At 29.9% G+C, this 25,713-nt stretch carries 30 protein-coding genes and 2 pseudogenes; 20 read left to right on the forward strand and 12 right to left on the reverse strand.

Features of this window, described 5'->3' with window-relative positions:
* Nucleotides 1-38: 38 nt before the first annotated feature.
* The 8 genes from ACUN0F_RS00260 to ACUN0F_RS00295 all read right to left on the reverse strand — a co-directional run bounded on the left by ACUN0F_RS00260 (nucleotide 39) and on the right by ACUN0F_RS00295 (nucleotide 7,860).
* Nucleotides 39-263: a DUF2187 family protein gene (locus ACUN0F_RS00260; RefSeq protein WP_046956918.1), complete on the reverse strand. Its 225-nt coding sequence runs from the start codon at nucleotides 261-263 to the stop codon at nucleotides 39-41.
* Between the two features lie 759 nt (nucleotides 264-1,022).
* Entirely contained in the window at nucleotides 1,023-1,694 is a 672-nt protein-coding gene (locus tag ACUN0F_RS00265; RefSeq protein ID WP_445538936.1) for a dTMP kinase, read from the reverse strand.
* A 236-nt stretch (nucleotides 1,695-1,930) separates the two neighbouring features.
* Nucleotides 1,931-3,217 carry a methyltransferase domain-containing protein gene (locus tag ACUN0F_RS00270; RefSeq protein ID WP_445538937.1) on the reverse strand — a complete coding sequence of 429 codons (1,287 nt, stop codon included), beginning with the start codon at nucleotides 3,215-3,217 and terminating at the stop codon, nucleotides 1,931-1,933.
* A 210-nt stretch (nucleotides 3,218-3,427) separates the two neighbouring features.
* A complete protein-coding gene (gene tmk / locus ACUN0F_RS00275) occupies nucleotides 3,428-4,078 on the reverse strand; it encodes a dTMP kinase (RefSeq protein ID WP_445538938.1) in 651 nt (216 codons plus the stop codon).
* 22 nt (nucleotides 4,079-4,100) lie between these two features.
* Complete coding sequence (locus ACUN0F_RS00280) at nucleotides 4,101-4,748, reverse strand: HIT family protein (RefSeq protein WP_445538939.1); 648 nt, start codon at nucleotides 4,746-4,748, stop codon at nucleotides 4,101-4,103.
* Nucleotides 4,741-5,289: an AAA family ATPase gene (locus ACUN0F_RS00285; RefSeq protein ID WP_445538940.1), complete on the reverse strand. Its 549-nt coding sequence runs from the start codon at nucleotides 5,287-5,289 to the stop codon at nucleotides 4,741-4,743. Before ACUN0F_RS00285 ends, ACUN0F_RS00280 begins: the two co-directional genes overlap by 8 nt.
* A gap of 16 nt (nucleotides 5,290-5,305) precedes the next feature.
* Nucleotides 5,306-6,478 (reverse strand): aminotransferase class V-fold PLP-dependent enzyme, encoded by a 1,173-nt coding sequence (locus ACUN0F_RS00290; RefSeq protein WP_445538941.1) that lies wholly within the window; start codon nucleotides 6,476-6,478, stop codon nucleotides 5,306-5,308.
* Nucleotides 6,479-6,642: 164 nt separating this feature from the next.
* Nucleotides 6,643-7,860, reverse strand: coding sequence for an MFS transporter (locus ACUN0F_RS00295; RefSeq protein ID WP_445538942.1), 1,218 nt, complete (start codon nucleotides 7,858-7,860; stop codon nucleotides 6,643-6,645).
* 121 nt (nucleotides 7,861-7,981) lie between these two features.
* On the opposite strand from ACUN0F_RS00295, the gene ACUN0F_RS00300 reads away from it, so the two are divergent.
* From ACUN0F_RS00300 to ACUN0F_RS00375, 16 genes and pseudogenes are all read left to right on the forward strand, one after another.
* Entirely contained in the window at nucleotides 7,982-8,821 is an 840-nt protein-coding gene (locus ACUN0F_RS00300; protein WP_445538943.1) for a nucleotidyltransferase domain-containing protein, read from the forward strand.
* Entirely contained in the window at nucleotides 8,818-9,072 is a 255-nt protein-coding gene (locus ACUN0F_RS00305) for a PqqD family protein (protein WP_445538944.1), read from the forward strand. Before ACUN0F_RS00300 ends, ACUN0F_RS00305 begins: the two co-directional genes overlap by 4 nt.
* A 526-nt stretch (nucleotides 9,073-9,598) precedes the next feature.
* Nucleotides 9,599-10,159, forward strand: coding sequence for a CPBP family intramembrane glutamic endopeptidase (locus ACUN0F_RS00310; protein ID WP_445538945.1), 561 nt, complete (start codon nucleotides 9,599-9,601; stop codon nucleotides 10,157-10,159).
* 14 nt (nucleotides 10,160-10,173) lie between these two features.
* Nucleotides 10,174-10,791 (forward strand): CYTH domain-containing protein, encoded by a 618-nt coding sequence (locus ACUN0F_RS00315; RefSeq protein WP_445538946.1) that lies wholly within the window; start codon nucleotides 10,174-10,176, stop codon nucleotides 10,789-10,791.
* Between the two features lie 228 nt (nucleotides 10,792-11,019).
* A complete protein-coding gene (locus ACUN0F_RS00320; RefSeq protein WP_445538947.1) occupies nucleotides 11,020-11,607 on the forward strand; it encodes a hypothetical protein in 588 nt (195 codons plus the stop codon).
* Between the two features lie 195 nt (nucleotides 11,608-11,802).
* Nucleotides 11,803-11,946: a small, acid-soluble spore protein, alpha/beta type gene (locus ACUN0F_RS00325; protein WP_445538948.1), complete on the forward strand. Its 144-nt coding sequence runs from the start codon at nucleotides 11,803-11,805 to the stop codon at nucleotides 11,944-11,946.
* Nucleotides 11,947-12,651: 705 nt separating this feature from the next.
* Complete coding sequence (locus tag ACUN0F_RS00330) at nucleotides 12,652-13,224, forward strand: tyrosine-type recombinase/integrase (RefSeq protein WP_445538949.1); 573 nt, start codon at nucleotides 12,652-12,654, stop codon at nucleotides 13,222-13,224.
* 22 nt (nucleotides 13,225-13,246) lie between these two features.
* A complete protein-coding gene (locus ACUN0F_RS00335; protein ID WP_445538950.1) occupies nucleotides 13,247-13,405 on the forward strand; it encodes a hypothetical protein in 159 nt (52 codons plus the stop codon).
* Nucleotides 13,406-13,429: 24 nt separating this feature from the next.
* Nucleotides 13,430-13,678: a hypothetical protein gene (locus ACUN0F_RS00340; protein WP_445538951.1), complete on the forward strand. Its 249-nt coding sequence runs from the start codon at nucleotides 13,430-13,432 to the stop codon at nucleotides 13,676-13,678.
* Between the two features lie 38 nt (nucleotides 13,679-13,716).
* Nucleotides 13,717-13,884, forward strand: a complete 168-nt coding sequence (locus tag ACUN0F_RS00345; protein WP_445540861.1) for a hypothetical protein — start codon at nucleotides 13,717-13,719, stop codon at nucleotides 13,882-13,884.
* Nucleotides 13,885-13,923: 39 nt separating this feature from the next.
* Entirely contained in the window at nucleotides 13,924-14,358 is a 435-nt protein-coding gene (locus ACUN0F_RS00350) for a NucA/NucB deoxyribonuclease domain-containing protein (protein ID WP_445538952.1), read from the forward strand.
* A 269-nt stretch (nucleotides 14,359-14,627) separates the two neighbouring features.
* Nucleotides 14,628-14,864 carry a hypothetical protein gene (locus ACUN0F_RS00355; protein ID WP_016127997.1) on the forward strand — a complete coding sequence of 79 codons (237 nt, stop codon included), beginning with the start codon at nucleotides 14,628-14,630 and terminating at the stop codon, nucleotides 14,862-14,864.
* Nucleotides 14,865-15,544: 680 nt separating this feature from the next.
* A complete protein-coding gene (locus ACUN0F_RS00360) occupies nucleotides 15,545-15,958 on the forward strand; it encodes a hypothetical protein (RefSeq protein ID WP_445540790.1) in 414 nt (137 codons plus the stop codon).
* Nucleotides 15,959-16,007: 49 nt separating this feature from the next.
* Complete coding sequence (locus tag ACUN0F_RS00365; RefSeq protein WP_445538953.1) at nucleotides 16,008-16,364, forward strand: hypothetical protein; 357 nt, start codon at nucleotides 16,008-16,010, stop codon at nucleotides 16,362-16,364.
* A 781-nt stretch (nucleotides 16,365-17,145) separates the two neighbouring features.
* Nucleotides 17,146-17,772 (forward strand): annotated as a pseudogene (locus ACUN0F_RS00370) (TetR/AcrR family transcriptional regulator).
* 26 nt (nucleotides 17,773-17,798) lie between these two features.
* Nucleotides 17,799-17,963, forward strand: a complete 165-nt coding sequence (locus tag ACUN0F_RS00375) for a DUF2197 domain-containing protein (RefSeq protein WP_098173666.1) — start codon at nucleotides 17,799-17,801, stop codon at nucleotides 17,961-17,963.
* A 425-nt stretch (nucleotides 17,964-18,388) separates the two neighbouring features.
* On the opposite strand, the gene ACUN0F_RS00380 is transcribed toward ACUN0F_RS00375, so the two are convergent.
* Nucleotides 18,389-19,471 (reverse strand): Abi family protein, encoded by a 1,083-nt coding sequence (locus ACUN0F_RS00380; protein ID WP_445538954.1) that lies wholly within the window; start codon nucleotides 19,469-19,471, stop codon nucleotides 18,389-18,391.
* Between the two features lie 841 nt (nucleotides 19,472-20,312).
* Between ACUN0F_RS00380 and ACUN0F_RS00385 the strand changes: the two genes are divergently transcribed.
* Together ACUN0F_RS00385 and ACUN0F_RS00390 are read left to right on the forward strand one after the other, a co-directional pair.
* Nucleotides 20,313-21,500, forward strand: a complete 1,188-nt coding sequence (locus ACUN0F_RS00385; protein WP_445538955.1) for a competence protein CoiA family protein — start codon at nucleotides 20,313-20,315, stop codon at nucleotides 21,498-21,500.
* Between the two features lie 130 nt (nucleotides 21,501-21,630).
* Nucleotides 21,631-21,921, forward strand: coding sequence for a hypothetical protein (locus ACUN0F_RS00390; protein WP_445538956.1), 291 nt, complete (start codon nucleotides 21,631-21,633; stop codon nucleotides 21,919-21,921).
* Between the two features lie 17 nt (nucleotides 21,922-21,938).
* Here ACUN0F_RS00390 and ACUN0F_RS00395 read toward each other — a convergent pair whose 3' ends face one another.
* The 3 genes and pseudogenes from ACUN0F_RS00395 to ACUN0F_RS00405 all read right to left on the reverse strand — a co-directional run.
* Complete coding sequence (locus tag ACUN0F_RS00395) at nucleotides 21,939-22,160, reverse strand: IS3 family transposase (protein ID WP_445540791.1); 222 nt, start codon at nucleotides 22,158-22,160, stop codon at nucleotides 21,939-21,941.
* A 54-nt stretch (nucleotides 22,161-22,214) separates the two neighbouring features.
* Entirely contained in the window at nucleotides 22,215-22,385 is a 171-nt protein-coding gene (locus tag ACUN0F_RS00400; protein ID WP_445538957.1) for a hypothetical protein, read from the reverse strand.
* A gap of 11 nt (nucleotides 22,386-22,396) precedes the next feature.
* Nucleotides 22,397-22,759: pseudogene (locus ACUN0F_RS00405) on the reverse strand (tyrosine recombinase XerS); the annotation flags it as partial.
* A 340-nt stretch (nucleotides 22,760-23,099) separates the two neighbouring features.
* On the opposite strand from ACUN0F_RS00405, the gene ACUN0F_RS00410 reads away from it, so the two are divergent.
* Both ACUN0F_RS00410 and ACUN0F_RS00415 read left to right on the forward strand, forming a co-directional pair.
* Nucleotides 23,100-24,173 (forward strand): PrpF domain-containing protein, encoded by a 1,074-nt coding sequence (locus ACUN0F_RS00410; protein ID WP_445538958.1) that lies wholly within the window; start codon nucleotides 23,100-23,102, stop codon nucleotides 24,171-24,173.
* Nucleotides 24,174-24,284: 111 nt separating this feature from the next.
* Nucleotides 24,285-25,196: a DMT family transporter gene (locus ACUN0F_RS00415; protein WP_445538959.1), complete on the forward strand. Its 912-nt coding sequence runs from the start codon at nucleotides 24,285-24,287 to the stop codon at nucleotides 25,194-25,196.
* Nucleotides 25,197-25,713: the final 517 nt, after the last annotated feature.

Consider the following 25,713-nt stretch of genomic DNA (forward strand, 5'->3'; position numbering starts at 1 on the left):
TCATAAAAATTGCTCCTAGATAAATCTAGGAGCAATTTTTATGAAACATTATTTTTGATTTGCTTATGAACCACTTTATTATAGCAACCATGTTTTACTACTTGCCTAACATCATCTACTTCAATTCCCATTATCTCTGTAATATCTACAACAATTGTATTCTGTAGAACACTCACTACATATCCGGTTAATTGTAAATTAGGATTTTTACGATATAAAAATTGAACGTAATCCCCAATTGTTACCTTTGTTTTATGCTCCATTTGGTACCCCCTGAATCATCATTAATTATTCATTAGGTTTCCCTTTTTTTGCTTCTTCATACTGTTTAGTAAATTTATAAAATGAAGAACGCTTAATATCATATTTCTTCATAGTTTCTACTCTAAATACAATAAGAAAAGCAAAAAGAACTTGTAGGAATCCTACAAGTTCTTTTTGAGGTTACAGCCAATACAAAGGACACATAAAATATCTGGTTATTCATATCGGGGAAACTATCTTATATATGGTTTGACTCCATTATACAACAAATTGCAATTCTTTAAGGTTTTATTTTTGAAAATTATGTGAATTCAAGAAATGAGATGTTATAGTGAGTCATCAATCCCTAAAAATACCAATTATGAATTTTGTATAAAATGTTTTGAATCAATATCTATACCATAATAAATTATAAAAAATGTAAGTATGGGTAAATTTTTACTAATTTATTATGAAATATATATTGATTTAAAGTGTTTTGTTCGAAATATTTAATTGGGATTTTCAGGGGGGTAAGACAGTTATTTATTCTTTCTTTATAAATTCACATAATTTTCAAATATTAAAAGAGCATATTTTAATATTCGATATATAATAAAATCAACCCGTGGTTAGAGTGTTTGCTCCGATTCAGATTATGAGATAGTTTGTTTCACCTTTTTTAGATAATATGAAAAAGAACTTGTAATGATTTCTACAAGTTCTTTTTGTTTTTGGGGATAGTTTCGAATGTTTGTTTGGTAAAAGAAAATGGAACATTATAATATTTTTGAAACAGTCTTATTAGAGCTATTGATATAGAATTCTTCCTCAATAACATTTTTAATTTTATTAAAAATTGAATTTACATCTAGAGTAGAGTCGATGATTACTGGGTTTACAGATAACCTATCAAATGTTTGGTTATACTTTGATCTTTGGTCCTCCTGATATTGGAGAAATATTTCGCTAATTTCAGTCTTACCAGAATAATTCATGTCTTTTCCAATAACATATGGATTTCTAATTTTGAGGTCAGTTACTCTTTCTAAAGTAAGAGACGGATCTATATCAAAGTAGAACACTAATGAAGGTTGAATTATTTCCGCATAAAGTGTATCTAAAAGCTCATCACTTATACCCCTTAGGCCATCTCGGACATATGAAGTGAAAATATAACGATCGACCAAGATGATTTTGTTCTCTTTTTCAGCAGGCAGTATTTGTTGTTCGTAACGAAGTAAGAAATCTAAAGAGTGAATCAATGTATGGGATAAGGGTGTAAGTGCATTTGTATATTTAAGTTCACGGCTGATTTCAAAAAGTTTAGGGTATGAATTCCAATCCGTTTTTATTATTTGTAATTTTTTTTCATTAACCAAATATTGCTCTAATAAACTTATTTGGGTACTTTTCCCACATCCGTGTATTCCTTCAAAAGCTATTATCATTTTATTCATATCCTTTCAATTAATTTTAATAAAGAAGGTTACGCCAACAAAACGCGAATTTCGTATACTAAGAAATTCCTAAAAACGGTTCAGAATATTTTATATGGTAATTTTTAGGGATTATTATATTAAAGATTCTTCTGTATAAAGGGTTACGGCCTTAGCATACAGAATCCGTGAAATGTTTAAGTGAATCCAAATAAGTAATCTATATATTGAAGATCAGAAATTCCCCTTTAAAATGGTTTATTACTTTTAAGTTTATTTTGCAAAATAATATATGACGAATTTGGTTTGAAATTAAAATTAATATTTGTTGGGCATTTTTCAAGGTTTATGGATTCTCCTAGAGATAATAATTCTTCGTCATCGATACCTTTTTGAAAAGTACCCTTCTTTTTATGGGACCAATATCCATCATTGATTGGTTGCCAATTTTTACGTAGTGCTTCCCGATTAATCTCATTAGATGACCTGGTTACTATAATCATTTTCCCTTTTGGAGAAAGATATTTACTTGCTTCACGTAAAACTGCAATACGTTTAGAGCGACTTTCAAGTACATTTAATACATAGTTAATAACTATGAGGTCATACATTCGACTAGGAAGCTTAGACCATCCATAACTTAAATGAGGATCGTATCCATCTGCGTCTATACCAGAATTCCGATAAAAATCTACATCTGTGCCTCTACCACATCCAAAGTCCAGAAGGCTAGAGCGTAGTAATTCTTTTTGATACTTTCCAACAATATATTTAGCTATTTTCGATGGACCAGTACGTGACATAGCTGTTTTGTGAGAATTTACTTGTATAGAATTCAACTCAAATGGATTATTGATTATAAGTGCAGAATGATCAGTAAATTTATTGTTAGTACGTACCGTATGATCATATTTTAAAAATGTATTTTTGGAAATTTCTTTAGAAATCAAAGCTAAATCACATCTGAATTTTATCCATTTATCCTTTACCTTTTTTTCGTACGTAAATTCTTGTTGCTTATTTGTATTTTGTACTTCAATTAAATTTAATTTTTCAATAATTAATTGTAAAGGCGTTCTATCAATGTGTGAGTTAAATCTACTGATATTTTCTCCATATAATCCGTCACATGGTCTAGGTGCAATGTTAAAGTCACCAGAGATAATAAGGGGATTATAATTAAAGTCTTCCAGAAAGCTTCGTATCATTTCCAGTTGCAAAGCTCTTTCCTTTGTTTTATATGAATTTAAATACACATTTAAATAGTGTAAATTATTAATTTTGATATACTGAAAATAATCAGTGATCAACCTTTGATTTGGTAATTCATAAATATCCTTTATATAACAACAAACATTATGATTACCCCCGACATTATGATAACCAGCTAATTCAGGAGGGTCTTGGTCTATATGTTTGTATGGTTCTTGAAATACAGCGACATCAATATTATTTTGATAAAGCCATTCCTCTATTTTAATTCGTATATTGTTGTTTTGAAGTCTTTTATTAAGATTTATTGAGGCAATTATCATAACGGGTAGCTCCTTCTTAGGATGATATAGAATAAGAAAAAATTTCAAAATATCTTTGGATGTCAAAATTATCTTGTTAAACTCCACTACAAAAGAAAGTTAGTAATATCAAGTTCTCTTTTGTAGTGATAGATTCCCCAAAAATTATAACTATAAAATATTTATTATATATTAAATAGCGTTTCTTATTTTAAATGATTATTAATAATATCAATCTAATAATTGAATTGATATTTTATCAATAGTTTCATAGCATGAGAAGTTATCAGTCTCCACTATTGAATGCTTTCCGTTGGAATCGTTTAATAATTTAATGAACTGTTCTTGATGCAGACTAATATAGCCAGGATTATCGAGGTATTGCTGATGAACACTGGTTAACTTACCAGCGTTTTTCCTCTCAATTAGTCGATCTATTAAAGTTTTTTCTTTTACCTGACACAGTATAGTAATATCAGGTTGTAGTATTAAGCCTAAGGAATGATATAATTCAAAAATAGGCTGTATATCAATTAATTCGTCATTAACAATTCCTGAAAAATTATTATATGAAATTATTGAGTCTGCATACCGATCTTGAATAACATAAACACCTTTTTCCAATAAAGGTTTTATAGTATTAATTGAGTCTTGTAATATATCTGCAATAAAAAAAGGCGTTACTAGTGCAGATTGTTTATTATTAAAAGAGTTATTTACCATCATTTTTTTTAAGTTTTTTCCGAATTCACTATCTGTACAAGCTCCATGATGATATACAGCTTCTACTCCATTTTTTTTGAAATTATCAATTAATTTATTTGCCGTAGTAGATTTACCTGCACCTGACAAACCTTCTAGTACTATGAATTTTCCTCTCATAAAAACGCTCCTTTTTATAAAGTTATTGAATTTTAATATTATTGAAATGCTGAATAAGTGTAACCCTTGCCTTTTTCATTAATTCATACCCAGGATGTTTTCTCCAATTTGCTAATTCTGGCCTACCAATACCATCTGCAGTCAGGAATCTTAAATATTGTCTTCTAATAGGTCTATTAATATTAAATATAAATTTTTCACTATTGCTATTTTCGAAATACAAGTAATGTCCTAATTTTTTATAATAACCTTGTAATTCTTCGTATGTCTTTAATTTTATTGGAATAAATGATTCCTGAATTTTTGATAATAAATCTACATCAACTGGTACTGCATGGAGATGTGCATGATAACAAAGTTGTTCACCAGGTTGAACATCACATACACCAACCCTGCCATGTTCGTAAAAAATGCATGATCCGTAGATCTCAGTTAGTATTTTTCTTACATGATTTTTTAAAGTTAGATATTCATTGCGTAAATTATCGGGTAAAGATCCCATACAATGGTAGTGATCGTTAGGAATAATTAAGCAATATCCTTCAACAATTTGACCTATAGAAAATCTAACTTGAAAATTAGGTGTTTTAAACAAGGTTTTATCTTCTTCTTCATCACAAAACGAACAGCGGTCTTTAAGTTCTTGAAGTAATACTTCTGTTTTATTCATGGCTAATTTGCATCTCCTTTAATATATTTTTTATCCAAATCAAAGCATGTTCTTTAACCATATCTATTTGCCTATTATTATCTAAAATTAAATCAGCAAATTTTTTTAATTCTTCTACCGGCGCTTCAACAGGATGAAAATCTAGTTTTTTCTCTGTTTCTACACGTTCTTTTATACGCACTCTACGTACTTCATCTAGAGTGTCTATATAGATTAAATAAAATTTATTTGGATGTATATCTTTCTTTAATTGCTCGTATAATTTAACATTGCGGATTCCTGCTATTAATAATTTTTTTTCGTTAGACCAATTAGCGAAATTTAACAGTTCTTTAGAGAAATAATCCCAGCCAATAGCAATGGTTTCATTCCCTAATTGCTGTAGAGTGCTTCGATCAGTAGAGAGGTTTCTTTTTAAAGAAATCTCTCTAAAATAATCCCCTGTATTTATAGTGTTACAATTCAAATGTTTAGCAATTTCATTAGATAGAGTACTTTTACCACTACCTATTTTCCCAGCAATTCCTATGACCACATTCATAATATATCAATCCTTTTTATTGTTGTATTGGTATCTTTAAAGCTTTGACATCAGCAGTAGCGTTATGTATTTCTACAATCGCTTCAATACAGCCCTTAATTTCATCGACAGTGTTAAAGTAGCCAGGACTAATTCGTACCGTTCCATTTGTTCCTGATCCGATACGATTATGAATTAATGGGGCACAATGTAACCCAGTGCGTACTTGGATATCGTAAACAGTATCTAATAAATAACCAATCCTTCCTGGTAACAAATTATTAATATTGAATGAGAATAGCCCAGTATTATGAAAGGCATTATTATATATTGTTAAATTTTCAAGCGGTGAAAGTTCTTCCATCAATAAATCAAATAATAATTTTTCATGTCTTGCTACTTTTTCTAAACTAGTTTCCATAAGGAAGTTTACTCCAGCGCCTAACCCAATAATTCCTACCGTATTAATAGTTCCGCTTTCATACTTGTTAGGCATAGCTTCTGGTTGATCTAAAATTTCCGATAGAATACCTGTTCCTCCCACTTTTAAAGGACTAACACTTACTTCTGGGGAAATATATAATGCACCAGTGCCTGTTGGACCGAATAAACCTTTATGACCGGAAAATGCTACGAGATCCGCTCCAATTTTAGAAATATCGATTGGAATATGACCTGCGCTTTGTGAAATATCTAAGAGGAATGGTATGTTATTCCTCTTAGATATTTCCCCAATGTTTTCAACTGGTTGAATTGTCCCTGTTACATTAGAAACATGGTTAATCGCAATTAACTTTGTGTTTTTTTTAATACTATTTTCAATTTCTGTATGGTTAATTAATCCTGTATTATCACATTCGACTACGGTTAAATCTATAAAACCATTTTCTTTTAACTTCCAGAGAGGACGAAGTACAGAATTGTGCTCTATAACCGTTGTAATTACATGATCTCCTGAGTTTAAAATACCGAAAATAGCAGTATTTATAGCTTCTGTTGCATTTAATGTGAATATGAGTTGAGTTGGATACTTGATACAAAGTAACTTTGATAAATTATCTCTTGCTTCTAACACCAATTCTTCACTTTTTAGAGCGGCTTTATAACCTGAACGAGAAGGGCTTGCACCTATTAAATTCATATAATTATTCATTTGATTAACTATAACTTCTGGTTTAGGCCAGGAGGTAGAGGCGTTATCTAAATACATATATCTTCATCTCCTAATAAAAGTTATTTTCAATGTAGACTTATATTATAAATAAATTAATTTTAAAGAATATTGAGAAATATAAAACCAAATAAAAATCTCTCTGCAAATCACTAGACAGATAATATGTTAAGTTAACTGAGGATTTCATAAGAGCTTTTAAATCAGGATATTTTCTCTGTTGGCCTGTTAATAGAAGTTACTTTGAGTTTCCAATAACATAATAAACTAGTGCATATAAGGATAATTGTTAATATAAAAAAGATATATCTGATACCTATGAGATTGCTTGAAAAACTAAATAATACCGCAATTAAAGGGGAAATTGAAGATATTGACATCCAATTAAGACTTTCAACTCTCCCAATAAATTCTCCGTCTACATTTTTAACTAACAAACTTTTTCTACTTGGTAGGGTTAGCATTATTGAAGCTCCTAACATGAATAATCCAATTAAAGATATATATAAGTTATTAGCCCATACAAGAACAAAGAAGCTTATTCCGGCAAGCCCAAATCCATAAGTAAGTAGTTTTTCTTCAGGTACATTTTTTGTTTTTGAAGTTAATGCTAGACCAATTATAACAGATCCTACAGCAAAACTAGCATCTAACATTCCATATTCAGTAGCGCCTAATTGAAGTGTATCCTTGGTAAAGACAGCTAATAGTGAATTAATAATATTGACAATTGAGTTTTGTACTAACCCAATAAAGAATAGAAATAATATTAGTTTACTCCCCCATATATAATTGAGTCCCGCTTTTACATCTGCCAAAAATGTAATCTTATTTGCTGAAGATTTTACTATAGGTGTATATTTCACACAATAAAGCAAGACAGCGGATATTATGTATGTTAAAGCGTCGATAATAAACACAAAATTTATAGACCATTTAGCTATTATTACTCCGGACAGGCCAGTACCAGCAATCATACCAATTTGAATTAATGTTGAATTGGCACTAAAAACTTTTATTAAAATTTCTTTTTGAAAAGATTCTTTAATAATACCTGATAGTGCAGGAAAGAAAAAATTACTGGATGCACTTATGAGTATAGTTACAAAAAATAGGTACCATAATATTGAGTCAAACAAATATATAACTGCAGGAATTGATAGAACTAGTCCGCCTCGAATGAAATCTGTTAAAATAACTAAAATTTTTTTATTGAATTTATCAACAATTACTCCTGCAAACGGAGAAATAATGATACCTGGTATTGTACTTGCAGCTACCAGTATGCCTACATATACTGGATTATTTGTAATTTGTAAAACCAGCCAAGATATTGCAATAAAATGCATACCATTTCCTAAAAATGAAAATCCTGAAGCGATGATTATTAATAAAACCTTGTTGTTCTTTGTTACGTTCATTTGTGATAGTCCCTCCCTAAAAATAGAATAATTAAATTATACATCACGTACATATAATCGTATATATATATTGACGTAATTATAATGTTGTATATATAATGTGGTCAAGGAGGGGAATGAAATGGAAGTAAACAAAATAGTAGAAACGGCTAAAAAATCTTTGGGAAATTTAGTGATAGGATCTAATGTTAAATTTATTTATGTTGCAGGATCCTTGGTAGAAGGATTTGGGAACGAAAGCTCGGATGTAGATATGTTTGTTATAACTGAAGATATGCCTAAAATTGAAACAAGTGAAGAGCGGCCAGAAGTACTAGTTAATATTGGGAGTTATACAATTCATAATATTTTAGAAGGCGGTATTAGATATGATATTGAGTATCATACAATTGAGAACTTCGGAGAAATTGTAAGGAAATTAAATACAATTAAATATGATGGAGAAACACTATCAAATCGATTAACTGATCAAGAATTTGATTTTTTGCATCGCCTAAAGGATGCCTTACCAATAGAAAATGAAGAACTATTTTATTCTTATTTAAAAAATATTAACTTTAGCAATTTAAAATTATATAAGGCTATATTACATCTTGAAGAGTTTGGAGGGCTTTTAGAAGACGCCAATGGAGCTTTTCAAAGTGGAGATTTTGGTTCATCTTTTATAATGCTAAATATATTACTCGATTCAGCTATTAATGGATTTATTTCTATGCATGGTGAGACCAACCCCAAAAATAAGTGGATATATCGAAAAATAAAAAGATATCAAAATTCATTCCAAGACAATGATTTTTTCGAGAAATATTGTAAATTAAAAGGTTTTAAATTCACTGAAGATTTAAAGAAAGAGCGTTTTGAAAAATATGTTAAAGAGATTTTCTCATATGCCCAAGAACTAAATATAAAAACTCAGAATTACGTTAACAGTAAATTAAACGAGGAGGTAATGACTAAGTGATTAAACCTGATAAGAATCTTTTAGCGAGATACAGAATTATTAAAGGGAATCCTTATATTATTAATGGACATGATATTTTTCAGCTTGATGATGTAGGGATTTTAATATGGGAAAATATAAATGGCGAAAATGATATAGAAAAAATTATATCAATAGTAAGTAATAAGTTTAGTGTAAGTATTGAGGAAATCAAGGTAGATATAACATCATTTATAGAGGAATTACATTCTAATAAACTAATTGAGTATTAAAATATAATTTTCAACTATGAAAAAGGCGCCTTTATTAGTGGGAGGTGAAATAATGTATAAGAAGCCTCAATTAAAAAAAGTAACTATGCCATCTGCAGTTATTCCTACTGTGTAATAAATAAAGTACTTAATAAGAATTAGTAGGGAGGTGAAATAATGTATAAGAAGCCTCAATTAAAAAAAGTAACTATGCCATCTGCAGTTATTCCTACTGTGTAATAAATAAAGTACTTAATAAGAATTAGTAGGGAGGTGAAATAATGTATAAGAAGCCCCAATTAAAAAAAGTAACTATGCCATCTGCAGTTATTCCTACTGTGTGATAAATAAAGGACTTATCTAAAATGCTTCTTCAATCATAAAAATTAAAGGCGTCTTTTTCTTTATTTGAAGTAAGTTTTAGAAAGGGGACAGTGAAATAAAATATATTATTGAGGTTATTGAATATTTATATATTATCTCCGTATCACTTTTAGCTGCATCGTACGTTAAAGAAAATCTTAGGGGGAGTAAAACAAAAAGGTATATGAGAATATTTGTATTCTTTATACCTCTTTTTCTTCCTATTTATCTATATAATATCCCAAATGTTACTCATTGGAATATCAATTTCGGATGGTATTTACTGGTCATTATAACATCCATAGTTGCCTTGGTTATACAAATAAAGGATTTCAAAGGATACCTTAATAAAGATATCTATTTCTTTTTATCTTATATGCCAACAAGTGTTTTTATTACTGCTGAGATTAGTTTATTAGGGGGAGTTTTTTTTGAAGAATTATTCTTCCGGGTATTTTTACCAGAAATAAATATTTTACTGGACACTTTAATGTCAGGATTATTTTTTTCATTATTTCATATGATACAAAAAAATACTAGAGAAAATCTCTCTTATAAATCATATATTATACTGTTTATATTAGGTGGAATATGGTATTTATCTTATAGATATTCGGGTTCAATTTTACCAGCACTTATTGGACACTTTGTTTATAATTTACCGAATATGTTAATGGTATTTTATCGTTATTATGTATCAAAAAAATACAAAGATGAATTTGACTTAAATATAAATATTGATTAGGTGGTGAGGAGAATATGACTCTAGAAATTGAAACTGAATTTAAGACAATTATTAATAGGATAGATTTTATTGATATTTTAAAGAATAATAAAGTGTATGATTTTAAAACCCAAAGTAATTATTATTTTGACACTAGTAATAATATTTTATGTGAAAATAATATTACTTTAAGAGTAAGAAAAGAAAATGATTCTAATATGAAACTAACAATGAAACAAAAAATAAGGAATGAATCTTCAGTTGTAACATCTCGAGAGTATTCGGTATTTATTTCGAGTGAAGAGTTTGCATTACTATTAAAAACTCCTGATCTTTTAATGTCATTTTTACCTTGTGAAGCAAAAGAGTTAATAGGTGAAATTATAAATGAAAATATTAAAGAAAATAAAAAACTAATTTTTTTAGGGGCATTTATAAATAATAGATTTATAATTAAGGACAGCGACTATACACTTGAGTTAGATCAATCTATTTTTTCTAATCATCATATTGATTACGAATTAGAAATAGAGAATATAACATCAAATGATATAGAGAAAATAATTAATAAATATAGATTAAATAAGTATACTGTTAATACTAAGAGTAAGTATAAGAGGTTTGTTGAAATACTTAATTCTTCTTTAAATTAATTTTATAATTGATTTTAAATATACTTTCTGAGAGAATTAAATCGAGAGAAGCTTATATCTTATTTAATGGTATAAGCTTTTCTGAATGAATTACATTTTTGCAAGTAAATTTATGAATTTACTTGCATGTTTTGAGTAAAACAGAAAAGATTTTTTTGAATATACAAAGTGAATCTTTTAACATGTATTAAATTATCCAAACCCCTTGAATGAGAATAGGAGATTATAATGAATAAAAATTTCTTTAAAATAGAAGATTTCAAAAAAATGTTACTGGAGATACAGGGAAACGCAAATGTAGATAAACTTACTATGATAGCACTAGATATTGATAATTCTAAGGAATTATTAGGAGATGAAATTACAGAAGATAACATGGATGTTATTATAGAAGGGTTTTCAATTAACTTTTCTAACTTTATATTTTCACAGTATGGCAGAGATTCTTTTGTAGCATTTTCGACTAAAGATATCTCTGTATTTAATTTGGCTAAGAATAAGGATGATTTACAAAAATTTCTAACTGATAGATTTAATAAATCAATTACATTTTGTATGGGAGTAGGGGTATATCCAGATAACTGTAAAAATATAGAGGAAATATTATCGATTGCTTTTGAATCACTTTTTAGTGCTAAAAAAGAAGCCTTTAATACTATTAATATGAATTCAGAGACTCCCATGAAGTTAAAGTCATTATATTTTCGTGTAGGACAACTAACTCAACTCGAGCACTACTCAAAAAAAATAAAGAAAAGCGAATCATTAATAATAAGAGAAGCTTTAGACGAATATTTACAAAAGAAATTTTTCTAAGAAAATTTCTTTTTCTTTTAACTTTTTGTCGTCTCTTAGCAATGTCATAAGAAGCAATGTAATGAAACTAGACAAAAACTTCAGGACAATTGCAATAAATCTTGGACATACTGATAGTATGAATCTGAAGAGGCGTGTGATTAGTGTGTGTCCAAGTCCAAGAGATAGATAACAAAATTAACCAATTAACCCTTCGTGTTCTTCTCGCTTGCACAAGAGTCTGGTGTACAGCTTGGTGCAGATACAATATCTCGTACAAACGGTTCTGTTGATAGTAAAATCATAAAACGTTTAGTGTCAATGGCTAAGCAAGAACCTGGACATGGATTCACTCGTTAATTTCACTGAGATTATAGTAAATTACAGTAAGCTGTCATATATAGCATACACATTTTTTGTCAGTATTTAGTTTATTTCATATATAATAAGCACTTATGTAGGCATCCAAATAGGGTACTTTTCTCTCTGCTATATAGAACTACATAATAAAAATGAAATTAAATAAAATAGACCTTAATTAAATCCTATTTATTATTTATTCTATCACTTTTGACAAACTAATTTATTTATTAAACTCAAATTTTGTTCCTTCTTTCTTTGCATAACTCCCGTTATGGGTAGTCAATATACCTTGAAACCTACCAAAGTCACTTGATAGGTTTTTTCCAGTTTGAATAATAATAAATGAACTGAATTAATATTTCCTTTACAAATTTATTGTATACCTAAATTCCACAACATATTAGTTTTCTTTTTAGGATATTCAAAATAGTATAACTTTTAATTTCTTCGGGCTTATTTCAAGTCTCAAAAGGTACACCTTTTGGAACACATTTAAAGATTAGAAAGAAAAATGGGTTTTACAAAACATACAAAATGTTAAACTCATAAAAACCAGTGATATCATGCGTTTCTCTATGGTATTACTGGTTTTTTTCGCTATAAAATGAAAAGAAAAAGATTGCCAGTTTAACAAATTATAGTTATAGTAAACTAAGTTTTACATATTATAGCTTACAACATAGTTTTAGGAGGTCATGTTTTATGACGAAAGGGGGACGAAAACCTGGGGCAAAAGAGCCAATTCGTTCAATAGAAAAAATTGAAGAAATGAAAGATTGGCTTTTGCAAAATTCCTCATATCGAAATTATTTTTTATTTTATTTTGGAATTAACACAGGTTTACGCATTAGTGATATTTTACGATTGCGTGTGAAAGATGTTCGAGGGAAACATGTTATAAAAATTAAAATGGAAAAAACAGATACAACCGTAGAAGTATATTTTAATACGGTTTTACAACAAGAAATTGCGAAATATACAAGTAACATGGCAGATTCCGATTGGTTATTCCCAAGTCGTCAAGGAGATAAGCCAATCACAAGACAAATGGCTCATACGTTTTTGCATAAAGCGGCACGGGCTTGCGAGATTGATTCAGAGCATTGGGGAACACATAGTATGCGGAAAACGTTTGGGTACCAGTATTATAAAAAAATGAAAGATGTGTATTATTTAATGAAGTTATTTGGTCATGCGACACAAAGACAAACACTACAATACATCGGTGTGGAAGCTGATGAAATTCGTAAAACAATGGAGGACTTTACGTTATAAAAAAATAAAGGAGCCATTATAGATGAAAAAAGATAAATATGAAACACTGAAACCTTTTACGGGGATTGCTATGTATAAAGATTATGAAAAAATTAAAGAAATGAAAAAGTTACAAGATCAAGAGAGATATCTTTATTTTCCTAAGTACCCTAATGAAATTAGTCGGAAAGCTAGCGATTAACGAAAACGAGGAAGAGGATTACAGATGAAATATGTGGAGTTTGAAGCGTTAAAAGAACATGGATCACCAACTGTTTGTTTTTGTGAACATGAGATGAAACATAGTTGTTTGATTGCAATTCCATCCTGGAATTGGAGTTTCTTAATGAATTATGCGATTGATTTTAAAGATGAAAAACCAATGTTAATGAAAGCGTTGGAAAAGTATGTTTCTTATCACCTGGTGGAGAATGTTGCAGACGTATTTTATGACTTTGTTCTTAGTGAACTGTAATCAAATGACTTACTCATAAAACGCCGGGGTGTTTTAAAGTGACTGATTCAGAAAAATACCGCAGTGCTATGAAAAGGAGTGGCATTATGTTTTGGTTAGGATGTGTTTTAGGATACATTGTAGGTTCAGTTATTACATGTGCGCTACTTTACTTTGGCTTTAGAACCCAGGAAAACAAGAAAGTGGATAATATAAAAGAAGAATAATAGATGAATCGGAAAACAAGGAATAAAAGGGGGTTTACAATGAATTTCAAAAGGATTATAAGCAGTTTTTTAACAGTAGGGTTGATATTCACAGGATGTTCAGCAATTCAAAATTCCAATCATGCAAAACAAGCGAATGGATCACAAGATATTGCACAAGTGATAGAGTTTCCATCGAATAAGTACCCAGAAACAGCGGCACATATTAAAGATGCGATTGCAAATGGTAAAACAGATATTTGTACAATTGATCGGGATGGTGCCGCGGAAAGAAGAAAACAGTCTTTAGCAAATGTTCCAACGAAAAAAGGATATGATCGGGATGAATACCCTATGGCCATGTGTAAAGAAGGCGGAAAAGGTGCTGATATTAGGCATATAAAACCAGCTGATAATCGTGGTGCTGGTTCGTATATAGGTAATAAAGTTGAGAAATTACCAAACGGAGCAAAAGTGAAAATTGTTGTGAAATAACGGGTATGGAGCTATGTATATACATAGCTTTTTTAATTTGTCGAAAAAATACGAAATAAAAAAACAAAAAGTAGTTGATTGTAAGACTTATAAGTCCTATAATCAAGTTATAGAAAAACTTAAAGAAGGAGGATAAAAAATAAAATAAGCCATTATCAATGTGATAAATGGCTTCTGAATGATATTAGGATTTATCATGGGGAACCTAGGAATTCCCTTCAATCCTTCTACAAATATTATAGCAAAAGTATTGTGGAGGGAAAACAATTATGAAAGCAATTGATAACTACATGACACCTAGTGAAGCCGCATTCTATTGGAAGATACCTGATTCAACTTTAAGGAACAAGTTACAAGAGGGAATTTCTAAAAAAGCGGATCAAGAAAGAGAAGTAATGATTCAACAGGGATTAATTAAATGCTTTATTAAGCCGAATGGAAAGAGAAAAGAATGGATTATTACTTCTGAAGCAATGATAAAGTGGTTTGGAGAAAGAAAAAACTAATATTTTAAAAGAAAGATGTTCCCTAGCCTGCCAGCTCAAAAACATCTTTCTCTAATACAGAATCATAATTTAAGAAAGGAAGAATGGCTATGAAACAAATCCTTATCAAAATTACGTCTGGTGAGCCTATTTTAACACAACCTCAACTTAAATTTAAATTCCTAAAAAAATTTTACCTATACATTTCAGAAAATTACAAAAATTAAATTGTTATTTTGGAGGGGAAAAGAATGAATACAAAACCTATTGTTATTGATATCCCACTAGTTGAAGAATGGACATTAAGAGATCTTAAATCCGTTTGTCGGCACAACAAATAAAAGGTTATATGAAGATGGATCGTGAGCAGTTAATATATCATGTCAGAGTAATTTTAGGGCATATAAAAGCTAAGTAGAGCTTTGAGAAGCATGGAATAAATGAAGAAAAGGGGAAATGAAAAATGAAAATCGGTGTACCTGTATGGAGAGTTCTTTGCAAAGAAACAAAGTTGAAATTGCTTTAAAATGCTATGCAAGAGAGTAAAAGCCGCTTTACAAAACAAGATCTTTCCATTGCTATAAAGCAACAGAAAGGGGAAGTGTGATGAATGATCGTATCGGTGAAGGGCACAAGAAATAAGATGCTTTCAAAAATATTTTAGCATGTTCATGTAAGAAATGAAGGGGGAATTTAATGTGATGAAAACAGTCCAATTGTTGAAAAGTGAAGAATTTGAAATCGGTACAACAGATAAAAACGGGCGCAAATTAAGACAGTCTGATTTTGATGTCACACAAGATGATTTTGAGGGTATTAGTATTTGTCAAATCCTATACAACAGTATTGCAAAAGAGTTTTTGGGGCTAGAAACATGCGGTACATATTGGGGTAAGAATCGTACGCCATTTATTAGAATGCCGATTGAATATTTCAATCCTGTTGAGGAATCCACTTTTATTCTAGAAAAATTAGGGAGGCAATATGACGATCTATTGAGCGTAAAAGAAAATGGGTGCTGGTACCTAACAGTGAACAAGAAAATATATAGTGAAAAGCGTCTTGGGATAGCCGCCTGTTTAGCCGCTGTTGATACTGTAAGAAACAAGAAGTAGGGATTTGATTATAAGGGAGAAATATAAATTATAAATAGGGGGAATAAAAATGTTACATGCAGTTATGCAAGAGCAAAATTACTGGAAAGGCCAAAAACAGAAATTCCGAAAAAATAATAAGAAGTTATTAATTTCATTAGAACCACATTTGCATGAAAGATTGGAAGAGTTCGCAGTGTATAACGAAAATTTAGATCAAATTGCATCGGAGTTAGTAACAGAAGGCTTAGACTATATCTATATGGAGGATATACCTGTAAGGCAATCTCATGCTTTTCAGCATTTTGTAGAAATTGAATTATCACCATTTCAGCAAAAACTCTTACAACAATTAGCACTCAAACGAGGATGTTCAACAAGAAAAATGGCCTATACAGTATTACACTTTATGCTCAAAACAAAGTAAAAGAATCCAACCATAAAAGAAGGATTCTTTCACCAGGTATTCGTTGGCAAATGACTTCACCGAAGGAATTGAGTCTGGTACACTCAATTCCTTTTTTATGTTATAAAAAAGAATGTAATTTGTCAAAAAGCATTTGCTATAGAATAACAAATGCTTTTTGTTGAACTTGAATTGAACACTTTCAGAAAGTATTTATATTGTTTGCCTTTTTCTCTTGAAAAATTGCACCCTCAATCATTAATTTTAACATAGAATATAGAAAAAGTAGCGTTTTAATATCGAAAAACCTATTGATTTTATATGGATTTTTTCTTTATAATAATGAAAGGTAGTTCCCGAATGTAGATAGGCTCTCATGCAAGAAAAGCAAGAGAGCCTATCTACATAAAAAAAGATTGGATATTTGCCAATCTTTTTGGTATAAGGGGTTTAATGACAGCTTGTTACTACAATTCTTTTTTATTTTAAAACAATTAATCAGAAAATTCATTCTACATTTTTTCTCAATATGCCTTTTCATATTTTCGAATTATAATATAGTTAATTCTTTTTATTTTTATTTCTATATCTGTCTCTTATCTTCCCGTTATGAATCCTTATTGAATTAAGGATTCTTTTTTTATCCTCATTTTTTGACCTTCGATTATGCCATGTAGTAATCTCGTATCCACTTTTTCCACCATTCTTCTCTATTTACCTATATTTATAATTTATTGTGATATAGATATTGATTAAAAGGGTTTTAATTGTATTTTTTGAACGAACGTACTAAAATATAACCATGAGTATAAAAAACGAAACAGATAATCAAAAAATGTCATTTATAGGAAAAGTCCGTAGGGCTCAGATTATGGAATGTGCAATTGAAACACTTGCTGAAGTGGGTTATGTAAAAGCCTCTTTAGGACAAATCGCTAAACGTGCAAAAATAAGTAAGGGGGTTATTTCTTATTATTTTACAAACAAAGAGGAACTTCTGGAGCAAGTTATAATCGATTATTATATAGCTTGCCAGTCCTTTAGTTGTCCGCTAATTGAAGCTCAAACGACTCCGAAAGGAATGCTCCAAAAGTATATTGAATCCAATCTGCAATTTATAGATGAACATTGAAAGCATGTATTCGCAGTTATAGAAATTGTTTCAAATGAAAGAACAGCTGAAGGGAAACTTCGTTTTGCAGCAGACCATGATGAAAATATTTTTCTTCCCATTAAAAATATTCTACGTTTTGGGATGCAAGAGGGGGTGTTTCGAGAATTTTCCGAAACGTCCTTAAGGGTGATGGCATTAACGATCAGGCATGCTATAGACGGATTTAGCCTAGAGCTAATGAGAAACCCCGATCTAAACGTTAAAGATTATACTAAAGAACTTATTACAATCTTTGAGCGGACAACTCAAAAGTAACATATCACCCTGCTGAGGGGAAGTTCATGATATTTTATGAGGTTATTTGTTTTTGCTGTAAAAATGTATTTCGGGTAAATGAAGGAACTGAAAAATATAAGCAATTCAAGAAAAATCCAAAAGGGAAATATTGCTGTGACGAATGCAGTCATAAAATAAGGATTGAAGCAATTAAAAATTTTTTTAGATAGTGATATCATCGACCACTTACCTTTGCTAGTATATATTGTCTAACATAATTCATCTTCAAATAATTAAACTTTTTTATAAATATTGTTTATATTTTCAAAATGGATTTTTTGCATTTGCTGTTAAATAAGGATTGAAGAATATTTTTTAATCAATCTTTATTCTAAAGCTACACTTAGCGTATATTTTCGTTAAAATGTGGGCGGTACGCCTTTTAATAGTTTTTTGACAAAAATAAAAATGTCTAAAACAAACCAACGAGAAAATGTTTGTTTTAGACATTTTTCCTTTAATCCCGATCGGGCTGTTACCCCCATCACAAGACGACCTTTCGGAAGGGTCTTTCATCTGTATACAACTATACCATTAGCTAATTGTTTAGTCAATTTTTTAGCTAATTGTTTAGTTGATTTTATTAGTTTATATTTTAACAGCTATATCTAGTAATCAAATGTCCAAATAACAACAAAACTTCACCTAGTTCTTTAGATTCTGTATATAGATGTTTTTCTCTTTTGGCTCTTCGGAATACAGATTTCATTTCTTTCTTTCGTTCTTTACGAGTTCTAGGGCCTTTTACATAATTATCATGTAGATATAATAAAGCGCAAAGGTCGTGCACTTTAATATTTGTCATATATGGTTTTACAAATGGTTTAGGTAGACCTACATTAGAAATATATTGTCTTAATTTTGGTTTTGGATTATTACGTCCTTTAAATTGCCCTGGTTCTACAATATTTAGTAGAATGGGTCTACTGTGTGCTGCGGAATCACGTATATTTTTCGAAAAATGCATCACATCACTTGCATTTTTCAAGTCATTACGCCCAAACTTCTCTTTTTCGACATAAAATCGAATAAAATTGGATAATTGTCCATAAGACATGAGTTCTATTAAAACCCATATATTCGGGTTCTTTTGATATTTCTCATATAAATCCCTATGATATCCTTTTTTATTTTCGGAGTCCTTCAAAATTTTCTGTGACACATGAACAAAGTTTTCTTTATCCGCAATATTATTTAACTGATAGTTATTATATTCCTCAATAATAGTATATCCATCTTCGTCACTATTAGTAATAAGATTCATTAACTTAGTTTTTATAGAATGTTCTATATCCAATGATAGTTTTATGAGTAAATATCTTAAATGCATATCTATAACAGCTAAATCAGTTAAATTGGCAAAATCCAAATTTTGATATTTTTGTTGTTTATTTTTAGGGAAATTCTTTCTATATGCGGTAAGTTTATAATAATATGAATTCTCTATAAGATAGTTTTTCGCATCTGATTCATTTATGTAATTAAAAGTTACACCTTTAAAACGCAAGTAGTCTATTTGTTCATCAATTTTCATTTTTTCTTTGTTTTTAGCTTTTTTAATTAAATCATATTCAGGGAGTTCTTTATATGGAATTAATTCATTTTGTTGCAACTCTTCTTTATTAGTCTCCTTAAATTTCTTCAACCGTTGTAAATCTTCTAATTTAATACTGCACATAAAATCTTTCTCCTAACTTTAAAATATATTTAAATCCGAATCTATTTTTTATATTTAACATACATATATAACATTTTGGTTTAATAAACAAATAAACAAATTACACCATACATAGTTTTTCTATATTTATAATACTCTCCTTATTATTAAGAGACAAATTACTTCTAAAATATTTAGCTAGAACCTAACAGGGGATTATGATTAATGAGAGAATAATTAATAGTGGAAGATTAAAAGAAATATAGTAGTTCACATTTCTTATTTCTTTGGTATTTAAGAATGAAAGAGTGAAATAAAATGGGGCAAGCAAAAAAGATTTAGCGGAGAAAGAACGCAAACTTGCAATGCAAAGAACGATTTTAGAGAGTAAATGGTATACTTATTGCGTTGAATGTGACTCACCTTTTATGGCTCAACATGATGAAATTATTTGTAAAGAATGTTGGGATTACAAGATAGATAGAGTGAAATAAGTGAATGTAGCTGGGAAATCCTATACTAAATAAAGAATTTAGATTGAAAAGCTAGAAACAACGTTAACAGATATAATGAATGGGAATAAATTATATGTAGGTGTGATGCCTTGCTAAAATTAAAATATATGTGAGAGATATTTGATCTCTCACATATGTAAAAAATAAGGATAAATATCTGAATCTGCTAAAATTTCACTGGGTATATGGTAGGTATGTTCTTTGAATGCCTATAAAAACGACAAGGGTAGTGTCCCATCATCATAAATATAAAAATTAAAATTTATATTTTTTAATTTTTATAAATGAATATTATTATAATTAGTTAAATGGATAAAATATTCCTTTTATGAAAGGGTGTATATTAAATGCAGTATTCTTATATTGACTATTTTGATGATTGGGAAAAAGTATTTCCTAGTGGTAACTTAATTGAATTTCAAGAGAAAAGTTATATAGAGTTAGATTCCATGATTATACATAACGAAAAGGAAGCTAAGCGTATAAAAGGGAAAAAGGCTTTATACGAGGCAAAATGCCCTATATGCCAAGACATCATGTCATTTAATAAAGGCTCTAAGACCGTTAATAAAAATCCATATTTTTTTCATTTACACAAAGAACGATGTTTTTCGTTTGAATCATTCGCACACGCCAGAACTAAGAAATATTTATATGAACTATTCAGTAAGGCTGGTTACATCGTAAAAGAAGAGAAGCGACATAAAGACATTTCACGTGCGGATGTAGCGGTATTGCAAACAATTGATGGGAAAGAAGAGCTAAAGTTGGCAATCGAAGTACAGGCATCTAATATTCGGACTAGTAATATTGCGAAGAGAACAAATATATATTTTGAAGAAAATGTACCAACCGCATGGGTGTTAATACTAGATAGTTTCTTTCCACCTAAGGAAAAAGAAGTAAATGGTGAAAAAATATACACGGATAGTTATAGTGGTACAAGAATTAGTAGTTTTAATCCAGAAACAAATTCTTATGAGTATACATATATTTCTCCATTAAAAGAGGAATATTTCTTTGTAACAGGGGAAAATAATAAAGCATTTAACTATTTGATGGATGTATATCATGTTATTGTAACTGTTGATCATAATGGGCATGTATTTTTAATTCGAAGAACTCCTGAAAGTTCTAAGCTAAGGGTAGATGCATTGTTAGAGAACCGAGATCATTCAACACAAGATGATATATTTCTGGTTAACCGAATAGCAGAGTCTGACATTGTACCAGTATTATTAGAAACAGAATTATTGCGTGCACCACATAGTGAAAATGATACGAGGCTGAAAAAGAATAATCAATTAAATAAAGAATTTAAAGGCGAAATTCATAGAAGTGATTCTGATCCCACGAATTTAGTAGATGCTGCTATTGAATTTGATAAAGCCCGGCAGATAGAGGAAGCATTAAATAGTATAGAATTAGCGAGAAAAGCAAGAGAAGACATGAAAATAGCCTATACTAACAAACAATACGTACCTTCTATGGAAAACACAGGAATATATAAAGAATGTTGTGAAGGTTTTAAATGAATTTGATAAAATAGAGTGCTAACATTCCTAAAAATCAAATAATATTTTATATACATACAAAATATTTACAATAATGTAAATTGTGTTACAGTTGAGCTGTAAGTTATAAAATTATTAAGGGGGGATTTTTATGTTCAAGAAACTAGTGGTTGGAGCATTAGCAGCTGGTATTGTGTTAACTGGAGGAATTGGGGCGGCATCGGCAGAAGAATTAACAAGTACAAAAAAAGCGGAAAGCTTAAATGTAACATGTGGTGAGATTTACGAACTTAATGATGGTTTGTATGCAAAATACGTTTGTCATCCGAGTGGTGTTTATGCCAATTCTTTCGAAGAACCTACAAAATATGGGAAAATAAAATGGTATTTGAAGAATATAATTGATGGTAAGGGCTATTATCAAGGAAGAGTAGTAAAGTAGACAGCTTTTAAAAAAGACTACGCAGCCATTGAGATTCGATAATCAATCGGAGCTCGATGATTGAGTCGTTTTTGGAATCGTTTGTAGTTATAATGATAGATGTATGTTTCAATTGCTTGAATCGATTCTCCTTTTGTTTGGTAATAATTGAGATAAAACATTTCAGATTTAAAATGAGAGAAGAATGATTCAATACAAGCCTTGTCATGGCAGTTTCCTTTGCGAGAGTGGCTGCCGATGGCACCTAGCTGTTGAAGCGTACGATGATAAGCATGAGATGTGTATTGGAATCCTTAATCTGATTGGATGATGGTTCCATACACATCTCTTTTTTGGGTTGCTAAATCAAGTGTTTTGAGAACAAGTTGTAAATCATTGCTATGTGATAATTTCCAAGCAACAATTTCATTATTGTAAATGTCTTGGATGACCGATAAATAGAGAAAATCATCTTTGAATGGCAAGTAAGTGATGTCTGTGACAATTTAACGGTTCTCTGACGGAAATTAATACTAGAAATAGTAAGACTATCTACCTCAGAAACTCGAAGGTCAGTGCCTAAAATTAGGCTTATGATGGCTATATCTCTTTCTTTATCACGCTGAAAAAAACTATATTTTTGTGGTGATATATCTTTCAACATTTCTCCGTAATCATTTGCTAAAAATTGAAGAAAGGCTACATCATCCTTTTCGTTAAATATCATGTTTGCAACGTCATCTGCTTTTTCCTTATGTAGCTCAATTTTCTCCATAACATTACGTGAGATATAAATTTCCCCGTATTCATTTTCTGTATTCTGAGCCAAATAATTGAATAGTGATTTTAAAGCAAAGAAGACTTCTTCCTCAATGAGCGTGAAGCGCCACAGTCTAATGAGGAAGTGGGAGATGAATTAGTTAAAATGCTAAATTTAATTATATTTGCAAAGTTCTTAATTATTAATATTTTATTTATACAGAGTAATTTGTTACTTATTTAATATTTTATTGTTAGAATGGATGCAAGTTGTAGGAGGTGATTTACATAATTGTAAATATTATCTTTTTATTTTTGAATATATGGAGGAGGGACGAGATTGTTAAGTAATATTTTTTCCTTTAATTAGATTTAGTAATAGAACAAAAATTTATTTTTTTGTATATAATGATTAAAAAATAAAAAGGAGATGCTAATAAATGAAAATACCTTGTTTTGTCATGCGTGGAGGAACGTCAAAAGGATTATTTTTTTTAGATAAACATTTACCTTCAAATAAATCGATTAGAGATGAGGTTATTTTAAAAGCGTTAGGGGCAGGAAATGCACGTGGTGTTGATGGGATGGGTACGTTAGATCCTTTATCAAATAAAATTGCGATTATTCGAATTTCCAATACACCAGGAATAGATATTGATTATTTATTTTTACAAGCAGATTTAAAGAGAAGGATATTAGACGATAGTGTAAACTGTGGAAATATAATTGCAGCTGTTGCTCCCTATGCAGTAGAGAGCGGACTAATTAAAGTCGGATCAGGAAAAGAAACTATAACAATAAGAAATTTAAATACAAATGTAATTGTTGAATCAACTATAGCCACTAAAAACGGAAATGTTGTATATAACGGAGATATTAAAATTGACGGTGTTCCGGGTACAGGAGCTCCAATAAATCTTAATTTTAAAAATTCTATCGGCTCAGTTACAGGGAAGTTATTTCCTACAGGTGCAAAAATGGATGTTATTAATGGAATTAATGTATCTTGTGTCGATGTATCAGTGCCATTAATTATAATTCGAGCCAGTGAATTGGGAATTATGGGAGATGAAAGTCCAGAATTGTTAAATGCAAATAAAACATTTTTAAATGACATTGATCTCATTAGAAAAAAGGTAGCTCGTCTTGCAAATTTAGGTGACGTATCAAATAAGGTAATCCCTAAGATTGCGATAATTTCAAAACCTAGGAAATCTGGCACTATTACATCAAGATATTTTATTCCTCACCAATGTCATAGCACTCATGCAGTAACAGGATCACTCGCATTATCGGCAGCCATAAAAATTAATGGTACAACTGCATACCATGTTGCACAAAATAATGATTTAAATAAAATGAAAAAATTGAATCAAATTATAATAGAACACCCAGCGGGGAAAATTCAAACAGAATCAGTTATTGAGGAGTCAGCTAATGGATATGTAATTAAGAAATCTAGTATTACACGAACAGCAAGGTTACTTTTTAAAGGAGAATTAATAATACCTTGATCAATGAATTATTTTTCTTGATATAGTTTTAATGGCACATTTTTTAAGCACCGAGAAATTTAAAGAATAACGTTTCTCGGTGCGTATATTTATTAAGGAGGCCTACATTAAATGGATAATCTTAAAAAAGCGACATTTTTTATGGTTCTTTCAGGAATTAGCTTTTCACTTTCTGGATTTTTTGCAGAACATGCTATTATATCAGGGGATTTCTTTGTAACTTTAACAGCAAGGTTTTTTATTCCTTTTCTATTCTTAGTCCCTTTTATTATAAAAAGAATGGGGGAAATTTCATTTTGGAGTAATAGTTATAAACAATTACCTCGAGCTTTTTCTATTACCTTTTCACAGGCATTATTTTTTCTATGTGCAGCTAAAACCTCCCTTTTTATAGCAATGGTTTTATATAATACAGGTCCTATTTTTATCTGTCTTATTACTCTTTTTTCAAAGACAAGGCGTGCGACAAGAGTAGAAATAGTAGCAGCGTTTCTAGGATTTTTTGGAGTGTTTCTTGTTTTAAAAAATGGTGGTATTGATTATGAAGCATTTATTTATTTAGGAGTAGGTTTACTTTCAGGATTATCCTTAGCATTTTCACAATTTTTTTTACATAGAAGTGCACAGACGGATGATAATCTATCCATTATGGCCTATACATACCTATATGGGACGATAATATCGGGTGTACTCTCTGCATGTTTTTCAAAGGGGAATTATATTGATGTATTTACGAATAATACAATGGTACTAGTATTTTTATTCTTAATGGCAATGGGAAGTTTAGGGAATCAATGGTTTAGAGGAAGGGCATATAGGTTAACCACGAGAATTTCAAATTTATCTGCGTTGTTATATTTAAACATTTTGTTTTCACTGCTACTAGATATATTGTTTAATAATAGTATTCCATCAGTTATTCAAATTACAGGTGCTATTTTTGTGATGGGTAGTGCTGTTATTCCAATTATAATACGCGTAAATAAACAGCAAACAGAACAAAGAAGGGCAGCAAGTTCATAAAAAATAGAGTATATAAAAGGTTTCCTTTTTATATTTTGATGATATTTTTATGTATAATAATGAGTTTAATGGTTTCATATATTCTATGTAATTTGTTATTGTGTAAAGAATTACATTAATATTTGCAAGATGAATTATGCAAGAAAAACCCTAAATCTAAATCATGTTCCTTTAAAAGGAATTTTAGTTAACATTCGTAGTTGGCATTTGCATGTTAATCCATAAATAAAAATTTATATTTGACGGGATGTATAGGAGAATGATGTAATTGTAACAATTAGATGACAGAAATTATTCTGTGTATAATTTATAGGTGTAAATGCTTTTTAATTTAGTGTAATTTCATTCATGAAAAAGTACGTTTGAAAATAGAACGTACTTTTTAAATACATCTTTATGACCCTAATTCTAGGAATACTGTTTTATTATGTATGAATTTAGTGTGGAACATTATATAATGAAGCTCTTTTAAATCAGCCTCTTCTAACCCAGTTTAAACATTGTGAAAAACGGATTA

The organism is Bacillus sp. 1A, assembly GCF_052682215.1.